This window comes from Alterluteimonas muca (assembly GCF_021191595.1).
Taxonomy (GTDB): domain Bacteria; phylum Pseudomonadota; class Gammaproteobacteria; order Xanthomonadales; family Xanthomonadaceae; genus Luteimonas; species Luteimonas muca.
This window is the reverse complement of record NZ_JAIWPS010000002.1, coordinates 14,682-27,038: the sequence shown is the minus strand read 5'-3', so window position 1 is coordinate 27,038 and position 12,357 is coordinate 14,682. Positions and strand designations below refer to the sequence as shown.

Below are 12,357 nucleotides of genomic sequence, written 5' to 3'. Positions count from 1 at the left end.
CCGGCTTATGCCTTCTTGGCTTCCTTGCGGATGACGGTCTCGTCGGAGTACTTCACGCCCTTGCCCTTGTAGGGCTCCGGCGGACGGAACCCGCGGATCTTGGCGGCAGCCTGACCCACGGCCTGCTTGTCGGCACCGGTGATCAGGATTTCGGTCTGGGTCGGGGTGCTGATGGACACGCCTTCCGGGGCCTGGAACACCACCGGATGCGAGAAGCCCAGCGCCAGGCTCAGGTCCTTGCCCTGCATGGTGGCGCGGTAGCCGACGCCGACCAGCTCGAGCTTGCGCTCGAAGCCCTGCGACACGCCCTGCACCATGTTGGCGATGATGGCGCGCAGCGTGCCGGTGATGGCCATGTGCGACGACGGATCCACCGGCGAGAGCACGGCATGACCGTCCTCGACCTTGATCTCCACGCCTTCCGGCCTGGCGGTGGACAGGGTGCCCTTGGGGCCCTTCACGCCGACGGTGTCGGCCTGGATGTTGAGTTCGACGCCCTGCGGGAGGGCAACCGGCTTCTTGGCGACGCGAGACATGTGCTGTTCTCCCTTATGCCACGAAGCACAGGACTTCGCCGCCGACGCCCTGCTGGCGCGCCTGCGAGTCGGTCATGATGCCCTTCGAGGTGGAAATGATGGCGATGCCCATGCCGTTGAGGACCTTGGGCAGCTCGTCCTTGCCGCGGTACTGCCGCAGGCCGGAGCGCGAGAAACGCTGCATGCGCTCGATCACCGGACGGCCGGCGTAGTACTTCAGTTCGATCTGGAGTTCGGCCTTGGCGCCGTTCTCGGTCACGCGGTAGTCGGCGATGTAGCCTTCGTCCTTGAGGACGTTGGCGATCGCCGTCTTGATCTTCGACGACGGCATCTTCACCGTCGGCTTGCCGACCGCGGCCGCATTCTTCATGCGGACCAGCATGTCGGCGATGGGATCAGTCATGCTCATGAGTATTCACCTTTGAGTAGCACCGATATCCGCTTTCGCGAAATCTTGGGTTGTGCCCGCCACGCGGAACGCAGGCGGGATCTCCCCCTGCAGACGGCGGGGAGCCGGGCATTGTAGCAGCATGCAACCGGCTGTGCACCGGCACACGCGATGACCACAGTGCCGTCCGTTACCGGACGGCGCCTGGCGGTTACCAGCTGGCCTTGCGCAGGCCGGGCACGTCACCGTTCATGGTCGCCTTGCGCAGCATGTTGCGGCCGAGGCCGAACTTGCTGTAGACGGCGCGCGGACGGCCGGTCAGGGCGCAGCGCGTGGTCTGGCGGGCCGGCGACGAATCGCGCGGCAGCTTCTGCAGGCGGGTGACCGCGTCCATCTTCTCTTCGTAGCTCGCCGTGTCGCTGGCGATGATCTTCTTGAGCTCATCGCGCTTGGCGGCGTACTTCTTCACCAGCTTGGCCCGCTTGACTTCGCGGTTGACCATGGAGGTCTTTGCCATAAGTGTTTCCTCAGTTCCGGAACGGGAAGCGGAAGGCCTCGAGCAGGGCCTTGGCCTCCGCATCGGTCTTCGCCGTGGTGGTGATGGCGATATCCATGCCGCGGATCGCGTCGACCTGGTCGAAGTCGATTTCCGGGAAGATGATCTGCTCCTTCACGCCCATGTTGTAGTTGCCACGGCCATCGAACGAGCGGCCCGACACGCCACGGAAGTCGCGCACGCGCGGCAGCGAGACGTTGACCAGGCGGTCCAGGAACTCGTACATGTGGTTGCGGCGCAGGGTGACCTTGCAGCCGATCGGCCAGCCGTCGCGGATCTTGAACGATGCCACCGAGACGCGCGACTTGGTGACCAGCGGCTTCTGACCGGAGATCTTCGCCATGTCGGCAGTCGCGTTCTCGAGCACCTTCTTGTTCGCGGCAGCCTCGCCCACGCCCATGTTGAGCGTGATCTTCACCAGCTTGGGGACTTCCATGATGTTGGCGTAGCCGAACTGCTCCATGAGCTTCGGCACCACCTCATCCTTGTAGAACTTTTCCAGACGCGTCGTCATTTCAACATTCCTCAGGCGTCAACCGCCTCACCGCTGGAGCGGAACACGCGAATGCGGCGTCCATCCTCCAGCACCTTGGTCCCGATGCGCTCGCCCTTGCCGGAGGCAGGGTTGAAAGGCATCACGTTGGATACATGGATCGGCGCTTCGCGCTCGATCACGCCGCCTGGCTGGTTGGCCTGCGGGTTGGGCTTGGTATGGCGCTTGATGATGTTGACGTTGGACACGACGACCGTGTCGCCGATCACGCGCACCACGTCGCCCTTCTTGCCCTTGTCCTTGCCGGCGGTCACGATGACGTGGTCGCCCTTCTTGATACGGTTAGCCATTGTCTTGTCCTCCGCTCACAGCACTTCGGGTGCGAGCGAGACGATCTTCATGAACTTCTCGGAGCGCAGCTCGCGCGTGACCGGCCCGAAGATGCGGGTGCCGATCGGCTCGTGCTTGTTGTTGAGCAGCACGGCGGCGTTGCCATCGAAGCGGATCAGCGAGCCGTCCGGACGGCGCACGCCCTTGCGGGTGCGGACGACGACGGCGTTGTACACCTCGCCCTTCTTCACCTTGCCGCGCGGGATGGCGTCCTTGATGGACACCTTGATGATGTCGCCGATGCCGGCGTAACGGCGCTTGGAGCCACCGAGCACCTTGATGCACATCACTTCCTTGGCGCCGGAGTTGTCGGCCACATCGAGGTGGCTTTGCATCTGGATCATGGTCAGCGCTCCTCGTTATTCCGCTGCGCGCGTGATGATTTCGACCACGCGCCAGTTCTTGGTCTTGGACATCGGCGCGATCTCCACCACGCGGACGGTGTCGCCCTCGTTGCAGGAATTGTCGGCGTCGTGGGCATGCAGCTTGGTCGAACGGCGGATGTACTTGCCGTACAGCGCGTGCTTGACCTGCCGCTCGACCAGGACCGTCACGGTCTTGTCCATCTTGTTGCTGACGACGCGGCCTTCGACCGTGCGCAGCTTCTTTTCGTTGTTGTCGGTCATCTCGGCCGTCCTCAGTTCTTCGCGCCAGCGTCGAGCTGGCCGATCACGGTGTGCACGCGGGCGATCTCGCGACGCACGCGACGGGCCTCGTGGCTCTTTGCAAGCTGGCCGGTGGCCTTCTGCATCCGCAGCGAGAACTGCTCCTTGTGCAGCTCGAGCAGGTGGGCCTTGAGGTCGTCGACCGACTTCTCACGCAGTTCCTTGATCGTAGCCATCAGCGCACCGTCCGGGTCACGAATTGGGTGGTGACCGAAAGCTTGGCGGCGGCCAGGCGGAACGCTTCACGCGCGGTCGCCTCGTCGATGCCCTCGATCTCGAAGATCATCCGGCCGGGCTGGATCTGGGCCACCCAGAACTCCACGCTGCCCTTGCCCGAGCCCATGCGCACTTCGATGGGCTTCTTGGTGATCGGCTTGTCGGGATAGACGCGGATCCACATCTTGCCGCCACGCTTGACGTGACGGCTGATGGTGCGGCGGCCGGCTTCGATCTGGCGCGCGGTCAGCTGGCCGGTCTGCGTGGCACGCAGGCCGTATTCGCCGAAGCTCACGGCGTTGCCGTTCCAGGCCAGGCCGTCGTTGCGGCCCTTGTGCATCTTGCGGTATTTGGTTCGCTTGGGTTGCAACATGACTTAGTCCCTCGCCTCGCGGTCGCGGCGCGGGCCACGGCGGTCGCGGTCACCGCGATCACCACGCTCGCCACGCGGCGTGTCGTCCTGCTTTTCCTGGCCCACCTGGCTGAAATCGAAGATTTCGCCCTTGTAGATCCAGACCTTGATCCCGATGACGCCGTAGGTGGTGTGCGCCTCGGCGAAACCGTAGTCGACGTCGGCGCGCAGCGTGTGCAGCGGCACGCGACCTTCGCGGTACCACTCCGAACGCGCGATCTCGGCACCGTTGAGGCGGCCGGCCACGTTGACCTTGATGCCCAGTGCGCCCAGGCGCATCGCGTTGCCGACGGCGCGCTTCATCGCGCGGCGGAACATGATGCGGCGCTCGAGCTGCTGCGCGATCGACTCGGCCACCAGCTGGGCGTCGAGCTCGGGCTTGCGGACTTCGGTGACGTTGATGTGCGCCGGGACGCCCATCATGTCGCTGACTTCCTTGCGCAGCTTCTCGATGTCCTCACCGCGCTTGCCGATCACCACGCCCGGGCGGGCGGTGTGGATCGTCACGCGCGCGGTCTTGGCCGGACGCTCGATCAGGATCTTGCTGATGCCGGCCTGGGCGAGCTTCTTGCGCAGCATCTCGCGGACCTTGAGGTCGGCGGCCAGGTAGTCGGCGTATTCCTTCTTGCCGGCGTACCACTTCGAGTTCCAGTCCTTGGAGATGCCGAGGCGGATACCGGTGGGATGAACTTTATGACCCATGTTACTTGCCCTCTCCCACGACGACGGTGATGTGGCTGGTCCGCTTCAGGATGCGGGTGCCGCGACCCTTCGCACGCGCCATGAAGCGCTTCAGCGTGGGACCCTCGTCGACCATGATGGTCTTGACCTTCAGCTCGTCGACATCGGCGCCCTGGTTGTTCTCGGCATTGGCGATCGCCGACTCCACCACCTTCTTGATCAGGTGGGCAGCCTTCTTGTCCGAGAACTTCAGCAGGTTGACGGCGCGCTCGGCCGGCAGGCCACGCACCTGGTCGGCGACCAGGCGTGCCTTCTGGGCGGAGATGCGCGCACTGCGCAGGATTGCTTTCGCTTCCATTGTCATCTCCTTAACGCGACTTCTTGTCGCCGCCATGACCCTTGAAGGTCCTGGTCAGGGCGAACTCGCCGAGCTTGTGGCCAACCATGTTCTCGTTGACGAGCACCGGAATGTGGTTCTTGCCGTTATGCACGGCGATGGTGAAACCCACCATCTCCGGCAGGATCATCGAACGACGCGACCAGGTCTTGATCGGCTTCTTCGTGTTGCTGCCCGCGGCTTCCACCTTCTTGACGAGGTGGTGGTCGACGAACGGGCCCTTCTTGAGTGAACGTGCCATGGCCGATTAGCTCCTGCGATCGCGCACGATGAACTGCTGCGTGCGCTTGTTCTTGCGGGTCTTGTAACCCTTGGTCGGAACGCCCCACGGGGTGACCGGGTGCGGGTTGCCCTGGCCGGCGCGGGCCTCACCACCGCCGTGCGGATGGTCGACCGGGTTCATCGCCGCACCGCGGACGGTCGGCTTGACACCGCGCCAGCGCTTGGCGCCGGCCTTGCCCAGCTTCTCCAGGTTGTGCTCGACGTTGCCGACCTCACCGATGGTGGCGCGGCACTCGGCCGGCACCTTGCGCATCTCGCCCGAACGCAGGCGCAGCGTGGCGTAGCCCTGCTCGCGTGCGACCAGCTGCACGCCGGCACCGGCGGCACGCGCGATCTGCGCGCCCTTGCCCGGCTTCATCTCGATGCAGTGCACGGTGGAGCCGACCGGGATGTTGCGCAGCGGCAGCGTGTTGCCGACCTTGATCGGCGCATCGCTGCCCGCGAGCACCTGGTCGCCGGCCTTCAGGCCCTTGGGGGCGATGATGTAGCGGCGCTCACCGTCGACGTAGCACAGCAGCGCGATGTGCGCGGTGCGGTTCGGGTCGTACTCGATCCGCTCCACGCGCGCCGGAATGCCTTCCTTGTTGCGCTTGAAGTCGATGATGCGGTAGTGCTGCTTGTGGCCACCGCCGATGTGGCGGGTGGTGATGCGGCCATGGTGGTTGCGGCCACCGGACTTGCTCTGCTTCTCGACCAGCGCGGCGTGCGGAGCACCCTTGTGCAGGTCGGGCGTCACCACCCGGACCGCGGCGCGGCGGCCGGCAGAGGTGGGCTTGAATTTCATCAATGGCATGGGACTGGATCCTGTTTAGAGAAGTGCCGACGTATCGGACTTCGTCAGACCTTGGCCGTCATCACGTCGATCGACTGGCCCTCGGCCAGCGTCACGTACGCCTTGCGCCAGTCGCCGCGGCGGCCGGTGCGAAAGCGGAAGGACTTGTTCTTGCCCTTCACGTTGACCACGTTGACCGCCTCGACCTTCACGTCGAAGAGCTTCTCGACTGCCGCCTTGATGTCGGCCTTGGTCGCGTCGACCGCGACCTCGAAGGCGTACTGGTTGGACACTTCCTGCAGGCGCGCGGTCTTTTCGGACACGCGCGGCGCACGGATCACCTCATAGAGCTTGGCGTCGTTCATGCCAGCCATTCCTCGATCTTCTTGACCGCATCGGTCGTGATCAGCACCGTGTCCGCGCCGACGAGCGCGACCGGGTCCAGGCCCTGCACGTCGCGGACCTGCACATACGGCAGGTTGCGCGCGGACAGGTACAGGTGCTCCGACGCTTCCTCGGTGACGATCAGCGGGCGCTTGCCCAGGTCGAAATCCTTGAGCTTGGTCACCAGCGCGCTGGTCCTGGTCTGGTCGACGTCGAACGCGTCGACGACCTTCAGGCGACCCTGGCGGTTGAGCTCGGACAGGATCGCCGACATCGCCGCGCGGTACATCTTGCGGTTGACCTTCTGCGCGAAGCTGCGCGGCTTGGCCGCGAAGGTCACGCCGCCGCCGACGAAGATCGGGGCCGTCAGGGCGCCATGACGCGCGCCGCCGCCCTTCTGCTTCTTCGACTTCTTGGTGGTGCCGTTGACCTCGGAACGGGTCTTCTGCGCCTTGGTGCCGGAACGACCTGCGTTGCGGTAGGCGACCACGACCTGGTGGACCAGGTCCTGGCTGAAGTCGCGTCCGAACACGTCGTCGGAAACCGACAGCTTCTCGTTGCTATTGGTGATGGTGAGTTCCATCGTCGTGACTCCTTAACCCTTGCTCGCAGGACGCACGATCACGTCACCGCCAGGTGCACCCGGAACCGCACCCTTGATCGCGATCAGGCCGCGCTCGGCGTCGACCTTGATCACTTCGAGGTTCTGCGTGCTCTGCACGTCGGCGCCCATGTGGCCGGACATCTTCTTGCCCGGGAACACGCGACCCGGGGTCTGGCGCTGGCCCAGCGAACCGGGCGAACGGTGCGACAGCGAGTTACCGTGCGTCGCGTCGCCCATGCTGAAGTTCCAGCGCTTGATCGTGCCCTGGAAGCCCTTGCCCTTGGTGACGCCCTGGACGTCGACCAGCTGGCCGACCTCGAAGATGTCGGCCTTGATCTCGCCGCCGATGGTGAAGTCGGCGATGCGGTCGTCCTCGACGCGCAGCTCCCACAGGCCACGGCCGGCTTCGACCTTGGCCTTCGCCAGGTGACCCGCTTCGGGCTTGTTGATCAGCGACGCGCGCTTGTGGCCCACGGTCACCTGCACGGCGCTGTACCCGTCGGTGTCGGGGGTCTTGATCTGGGTGATCCGGTTCGGGGTGGCCTCGATCAGCGTCACCGGCACGGAGTTGCCGTCCTCGGTGAACACGCGGCTCATGCCGGCCTTGCGACCGACGATACCCAGCGAATACTTCTTCGCAGTCATCTCAGTGGCCTCAGGTCAGCTTGATCTGGACGTCGACGCCGGCCGCGAGCTCGAGCTTCATCAGCGCGTCAACGGTCTTGTCGTTCGGGTCGACGATGTCCAGCACGCGCTTGTGCGTGCGGGTCTCGTACTGGTCGCGCGCGTCCTTGTCGACGTGCGGCGAGGTGAGGATGGTGTAGCGCTCGATCTTGGTCGGCAGCGGGATCGGGCCGCGCACCTGGGCGCCGGTCCGCTTGGCTGTTTCAACGATCTCGCTGGCGGAGCGATCGATCAGGCGATGATCGAACGCCTTGAGCCGGATCCGGATCTTCTGGTCCGTCATGACGGATTTCCTCTGTTGGAAAGCCCGCACCGGAGGCGCGGACCTTTGCGAGGGGACTCGCAGATTTAAAGAGCGACAGGCTCCGCGGCTGGGTGCGCGGGACCCCATGTAATCGATGCCCTGCCGGACCAAATTCACCCGCGACCCGGCAGTACCCCTGAACAAACAAGGCAGGCCGGTTACCCGGCCCGCCCAGACGAGAAACGCAGACGCGACAACTCGCTCTTCCCTGTATGCTCCGGACACTTCCGGAACGGGTAGAGCACTGCCTCGCGACATGTCCCTGTCTGGCGAAGACGAGGCGCGTCCTGCACCTCATTTCGCTGTTTCCGGCCTGCGTTACAGCATGCCGCCGGAAGTGGTCGAACATTCTAGCGGCATCCGGGCCCGACTTGCAAGCGCGGATGCTGACTGGCTGCGAACCCGACTGGGCCTGCAACCGACGTGCGCCCGAAGGCGCACGTGGCAATCGTCAAGTCACTGCATCACCGACTGGAGCGCTTCGGGGATGGCGCATCGCAAAGGCACTGGATCCCCGACAAGAGCGCTCGGGGATGATGCATTGGCAAAGGCGGCTACGCTTGCTCGTAGCCGCGCCAATGCGTCACTTGATGATCTTGGCAACCACGCCGGCGCCGACGGTGCGGCCGCCTTCGCGGATGGCGAAGCGCAGGCCCTCGTCCATCGCGATCGGGTTGATCAGCTCGACGGCCATCTTCACGTTGTCGCCCGGCATCACCATCTCCACGCCTTCCGGCAGCGTCACCGCACCGGTGATGTCCGTGGTGCGGAAGTAGAACTGCGGACGGTAGCCCTTGAAGAACGGCGTGTGGCGGCCGCCCTCGTCCTTCGACAGCACGTACACCTCGGCCTCGAAGTCGGTGTGCGGCTGGATCGTGCCCGGCTTCGCCAGCACCTGGCCACGCTCCACCTCGTCGCGCTTGGTGCCGCGCAGCAGCAGGCCCGCGTTGTCGCCCGCCTGGCCCTGGTCCAGCAGCTTGCGGAACATCTCCACGCCGGTGACCGTCGTCTTGGTCGTCGGACGGATGCCCACGATCTCGATTTCGTCACCCACCTTGATGATCCCGCGCTCGATGCGCCCGGTCACCACGGTGCCGCGGCCCGAGATCGAGAACACGTCTTCCACCGGCATCAGGAAGGTCTTGTCGACGTCGCGCTCCGGCTCCGGAATGTAGCTGTCCAGCGCTTCCACCAGCTGGATGATCGCCGGCACGCCGATCTCCGACTGGTCGCCTTCCAGCGCCTTCAGCGCCGAACCCTTGATGATCGGGGTGTCGTCGCCCGGGAAGTCGTACTTCGACAGCAGTTCGCGCACTTCCATCTCGACGAGCTCCAGGAGCTCGGCGTCGTCGACCATGTCGGCCTTGTTCAGGAACACCACGATGTACGGCACGCCGACCTGGCGGGCCAGCAGGATGTGCTCGCGGGTCTGCGGCATCGGACCGTCGGCCGCCGAGCACACCAGGATCGCGCCGTCCATCTGCGCCGCACCGGTGATCATGTTCTTGACGTAGTCGGCGTGGCCCGGGCAGTCGACGTGCGCGTAGTGGCGCGTCGGGCTTTCGTATTCCACGTGCGAGGTCGAGATCGTGATGCCGCGGGCCTTTTCCTCAGGCGCCTTGTCGATCGCGTCGTAGGCGTGGAACTCGCCGCCGAAACGCTCCGCGCCCACCTTCGTCAGCGCCGCCGTCAGCGTCGTCTTGCCGTGGTCGACGTGACCGATCGTGCCCACGTTCACGTGGGGCTTGGTGCGCTCGAACTTGCCCTTTGCCATGTGTCTAGCTCCGAAATTTGGGGTTGGGGACGGACCACGGACCCGGGGCGCCGCCCCGGGTCCGCTGCAGACCGTCTCTTAGTTCTTCTTGACCACTGCTTCGGCGATGTTGGTCGGCGCCTCGGCGTAGTGGTCGAATTCCATCGTGTAGGTCGCGCGGCCCTGGCTCATCGAACGCAGGGTGGTCGCGTAGCCGAACATCTCGCCCAGCGGCACCATCGCGTTGATGACCTTGCCCGACAGCGTGTCGTCCTGGCCCTGCAGGATGCCGCGGCGGCGGCTCACGTCGCCCATCACGTCACCGAGGTAATCCTCGGGGGTGACGATCTCGACCTTCATGATCGGCTCGAGCAGCACCGGGCTGGCGCGGTTGAAGCCTTCCTTGAAGCCCATCGAACCGGCGATCTTGAACGCCATTTCCGAGGAGTCGACTTCGTGGTACGAGCCGTCGACCAGGCGGACCTTGACGTCGACGATCGGATAGCCGGCCATGATGCCGTTGGCCAGCACTTCCTGGATGCCCTTGTCGACCGCGGGGATGTATTCCTTCGGCACGACACCGCCGACGATGGCATTCTCGAACTCGTAACCGGTGCCCGGCTCCTGCGGCGAGATCTCCAGCCACACGTGGCCGAACTGGCCCTTGCCACCGGACTGGCGCACGAACTTGCCTTCCGACTTCACCGACTTGCGGATGGTCTCGCGGTAGGCGACCTGCGGCTTGCCGACGTTCGCTTCGACGTTGAACTCGCGCTTCATGCGGTCGACGATGATGTCGAGGTGCAGCTCACCCATGCCGGAGATGATGGTCTGGCCGGATTCCTCGTCGGTACGCACGCGGAAGGACGGATCCTCCTGCGCCAGGCGGCCGAGGGCGAGGCCCATCTTCTCCTGGTCGGACTTGGTCTTGGGCTCCACCGCCATCGAGATGACGGGCTCCGGGAAGGTCATGCGCTCGAGCACGATCGGCGCATCCTGGGCGCAGAGGGTGTCACCGGTGGTGACGTCCTTCAGGCCGACGGCGGCAGCGATATCGCCCGCGAGCACTTCCTTGATCTCGTCGCGGTTGTTGGAGTGCATCTGCAGCAACCGGCCGATGCGCTCCTTCTTGCCCTTGACCGAGTTCAGCACCTGGTCGCCGGCGTTGAGCTTGCCGGAGTAGACGCGGAAGAAGGTCAGCGAGCCCACGAACGGGTCGGTCATGATCTTGAACGCCAGCGCCGAGAACGGCGCGGCGTCGCTCGAGTCGCGCGACAGTTCCTTCTCCTCGTCGTCGACGTCGGTGCCGGTCACGGCCGGCACGTCGACCGGCGACGGCAGCAGCTTGACGACGCCGTCGAGCATCGCCTGCACGCCCTTGTTCTTGAACGCCGAGCCGCAGAACATCGGCACGATCTCGGTCTTGAGGGTGCGCTCGCGAAGGCCGTTGACGATCTCTTCCTCGGTGAGCTCGCCGCCCTCGAGGTACTTGTCCATCAGCGCTTCGCTGGCTTCCGCCGCGGACTCGACCATGAAGGCGCGCGCCTCTTCGGCGATCTTCTGCAGGTCGCCCGGGATGTCGCGGTATTCGAAGTTCAGGCCCTGGGACGCGGTATCCCAGTGGATCGCCTTCATCTTCAGCAGGTCGATCACGCCCTCGAAGCCGTCTTCGGCACCGACCGGCACCTGCATCGGCACCGGGTATGCACCCAGGCGCGCCTTGAGCTGGTCACGGACCTTGAAGAAGTTGGCGCCGGTGCGGTCCATCTTGTTGACGAACGCGATGCGCGGCACCTTGTACTTGTTGGCCTGGCGCCAGACGGTCTCCGACTGCGGCTGCACGCCACCGACGGCGCACAGCACGAACACCGCGCCGTCGAGCACGCGCAGGGACCGCTCGACCTCGATGGTGAAGTCGACGTGGCCGGGGGTATCGATGATGTTGAAGCGGTGTTCCGGCAGGGACTTGTCCATGCCCTTCCAGAACGCGGTGGTGGCAGCCGACTGGATCGTGATGCCACGCTCCTGCTCCTGCTCCATCCAGTCCATGGTGGCGGCACCGTCATGCACCTCGCCGAGCTTGTGGCTCTTGCCGGTGTAGAACAGGATGCGCTCGGACGTGGTGGTCTTGCCGGCATCGATGTGGGCCATGATGCCGAAGTTGCGATAGCGTTCGATGGGAGTGGTACGAGCCACGGTCGTCTCTCGTTTCTGGGCCCGACGCGTGTGCCGGGCTGAAATGGCCGGACGCCGCCTTGCGGCGGCCTCCGGGTGCAGGATGCGGCCGCCGGGGGCAGCCGCGCCGGCGCCGACCCCGAAGGGTCAGGCTGTGCCGGAATGGGCGCCCCGCGGGACGCCCGGAGGAATCACCAGCGGTAGTGCGCGAACGCCTTGTTCGCTTCCGCCATGCGGTGGGTTTCCTCACGCTTCTTGATTGCGCCGCCGCGGTTCTCGGAGGCATCCATCAGCTCGCCTGCCAGCTTGCGCGGCATGGAGTTCTCGCCGCGCTTGCGCGCCGACTCGATCAGCCAGCGCATCGCCAGCGCACTGCGGCGCGACGCGCGCACTTCCACCGGCACCTGGTAGGTGGCGCCGCCGACGCGGCGGGACTTCACCTCGACCGACGGGGACACGTTGCCCAGCGCCTTCTCGACCAGCTCGAGCGGGTTGGGGTTCTTTTCGCCGATGACGTCCATGGCGCCGTACACGATCTTCTCGGCAATCGACTTCTTGCCGCTCTTCATGACCATGTTGATGAAACGCGCGATGGTGTCGCTGCCGTGCTTCGGATCAGGCAGCACCGAACGCTGCGGAGTATTTCCCTTGCGTGACATGTCTAG

The 12,357-nt window shown here is 65.1% G+C and carries 20 protein-coding genes; all 20 read right to left on the bottom strand.

Translation table 11 applies throughout. The features are described from left to right. Window positions 1-5: 5 nt before the first annotated feature. The 20 genes from rplF to rpsG all read right to left on the bottom strand — a co-directional run bounded on the left by rplF (window position 6) and on the right by rpsG (window position 12,351). A complete protein-coding gene (rplF, locus tag LDO11_RS03325) occupies window positions 6-536 on the bottom strand; it encodes a 50S ribosomal protein L6 (protein WP_232140348.1) in 531 nt (176 codons plus the stop codon). A 13-nt stretch (window positions 537-549) separates the two neighbouring features. Then, window positions 550-945, bottom strand: coding sequence for a 30S ribosomal protein S8 (rpsH, locus tag LDO11_RS03320; protein ID WP_232140347.1), 396 nt, complete (start codon window positions 943-945; stop codon window positions 550-552). 190 nt (window positions 946-1,135) lie between these two features. Beyond that, window positions 1,136-1,441 carry a 30S ribosomal protein S14 gene (rpsN, locus tag LDO11_RS03315; protein ID WP_129136520.1) on the bottom strand — a complete coding sequence of 102 codons (306 nt, stop codon included), beginning with the start codon at window positions 1,439-1,441 and terminating at the stop codon, window positions 1,136-1,138. A gap of 10 nt (window positions 1,442-1,451) precedes the next feature. Further along, a complete protein-coding gene (gene rplE / locus LDO11_RS03310; RefSeq protein WP_232140346.1) occupies window positions 1,452-1,994 on the bottom strand; it encodes a 50S ribosomal protein L5 in 543 nt (180 codons plus the stop codon). A gap of 11 nt (window positions 1,995-2,005) precedes the next feature. Beyond that, window positions 2,006-2,323 (bottom strand): 50S ribosomal protein L24, encoded by a 318-nt coding sequence (gene rplX, locus LDO11_RS03305; RefSeq protein WP_100322016.1) that lies wholly within the window; start codon window positions 2,321-2,323, stop codon window positions 2,006-2,008. Window positions 2,324-2,338: 15 nt separating this feature from the next. Next, window positions 2,339-2,707: a 50S ribosomal protein L14 gene (gene rplN / locus LDO11_RS03300; RefSeq protein WP_100322015.1), complete on the bottom strand. Its 369-nt coding sequence runs from the start codon at window positions 2,705-2,707 to the stop codon at window positions 2,339-2,341. 15 nt (window positions 2,708-2,722) lie between these two features. Further along, entirely contained in the window at window positions 2,723-2,989 is a 267-nt protein-coding gene (gene rpsQ / locus LDO11_RS03295) for a 30S ribosomal protein S17 (RefSeq protein ID WP_100322014.1), read from the bottom strand. Window positions 2,990-3,000: 11 nt separating this feature from the next. Next, window positions 3,001-3,204: a 50S ribosomal protein L29 gene (gene rpmC / locus LDO11_RS03290; protein ID WP_100322013.1), complete on the bottom strand. Its 204-nt coding sequence runs from the start codon at window positions 3,202-3,204 to the stop codon at window positions 3,001-3,003. Next, window positions 3,204-3,617 carry a 50S ribosomal protein L16 gene (gene rplP / locus LDO11_RS03285; RefSeq protein WP_100322012.1) on the bottom strand — a complete coding sequence of 138 codons (414 nt, stop codon included), beginning with the start codon at window positions 3,615-3,617 and terminating at the stop codon, window positions 3,204-3,206. The genes rpmC and rplP overlap by 1 nt, the downstream gene beginning before the upstream one ends. A gap of 3 nt (window positions 3,618-3,620) precedes the next feature. Beyond that, a complete protein-coding gene (gene rpsC / locus LDO11_RS03280; protein ID WP_100322011.1) occupies window positions 3,621-4,358 on the bottom strand; it encodes a 30S ribosomal protein S3 in 738 nt (245 codons plus the stop codon). Between the two features lies 1 nt (window position 4,359). Next, entirely contained in the window at window positions 4,360-4,695 is a 336-nt protein-coding gene (gene rplV / locus LDO11_RS03275) for a 50S ribosomal protein L22 (RefSeq protein WP_100322010.1), read from the bottom strand. A 10-nt stretch (window positions 4,696-4,705) separates the two neighbouring features. After that, the gene (gene rpsS, locus LDO11_RS03270; RefSeq protein WP_100322009.1) at window positions 4,706-4,975 is read right to left on the bottom strand and encodes a 30S ribosomal protein S19; all 270 of its coding nucleotides are present in this window, start codon (window positions 4,973-4,975) and stop codon (window positions 4,706-4,708) included. A gap of 6 nt (window positions 4,976-4,981) precedes the next feature. Continuing rightward, complete coding sequence (gene rplB / locus LDO11_RS03265) at window positions 4,982-5,809, bottom strand: 50S ribosomal protein L2 (protein WP_100322008.1); 828 nt, start codon at window positions 5,807-5,809, stop codon at window positions 4,982-4,984. Between the two features lie 44 nt (window positions 5,810-5,853). Continuing rightward, window positions 5,854-6,153 carry a 50S ribosomal protein L23 gene (gene rplW / locus LDO11_RS03260; RefSeq protein WP_100322007.1) on the bottom strand — a complete coding sequence of 100 codons (300 nt, stop codon included), beginning with the start codon at window positions 6,151-6,153 and terminating at the stop codon, window positions 5,854-5,856. Then, window positions 6,150-6,755: a 50S ribosomal protein L4 gene (gene rplD / locus LDO11_RS03255; protein WP_232140345.1), complete on the bottom strand. Its 606-nt coding sequence runs from the start codon at window positions 6,753-6,755 to the stop codon at window positions 6,150-6,152. The genes rplW and rplD overlap by 4 nt, the downstream gene beginning before the upstream one ends. Before the next feature lie 12 nt (window positions 6,756-6,767). Beyond that, window positions 6,768-7,421 carry a 50S ribosomal protein L3 gene (gene rplC / locus LDO11_RS03250; RefSeq protein ID WP_129136523.1) on the bottom strand — a complete coding sequence of 218 codons (654 nt, stop codon included), beginning with the start codon at window positions 7,419-7,421 and terminating at the stop codon, window positions 6,768-6,770. A 10-nt stretch (window positions 7,422-7,431) separates the two neighbouring features. Beyond that, window positions 7,432-7,743 carry a 30S ribosomal protein S10 gene (gene rpsJ / locus LDO11_RS03245; RefSeq protein ID WP_047137645.1) on the bottom strand — a complete coding sequence of 104 codons (312 nt, stop codon included), beginning with the start codon at window positions 7,741-7,743 and terminating at the stop codon, window positions 7,432-7,434. 604 nt (window positions 7,744-8,347) lie between these two features. Next, complete coding sequence (tuf, locus tag LDO11_RS03240) at window positions 8,348-9,538, bottom strand: elongation factor Tu (protein WP_232140344.1); 1,191 nt, start codon at window positions 9,536-9,538, stop codon at window positions 8,348-8,350. Between the two features lie 78 nt (window positions 9,539-9,616). Beyond that, window positions 9,617-11,713 (bottom strand): elongation factor G, encoded by a 2,097-nt coding sequence (gene fusA, locus LDO11_RS03235; RefSeq protein ID WP_129136525.1) that lies wholly within the window; start codon window positions 11,711-11,713, stop codon window positions 9,617-9,619. A gap of 170 nt (window positions 11,714-11,883) precedes the next feature. Further along, window positions 11,884-12,351, bottom strand: coding sequence for a 30S ribosomal protein S7 (rpsG, locus tag LDO11_RS03230; RefSeq protein WP_100324557.1), 468 nt, complete (start codon window positions 12,349-12,351; stop codon window positions 11,884-11,886). Between the last annotated feature and the right edge of the window lie 6 nt (window positions 12,352-12,357).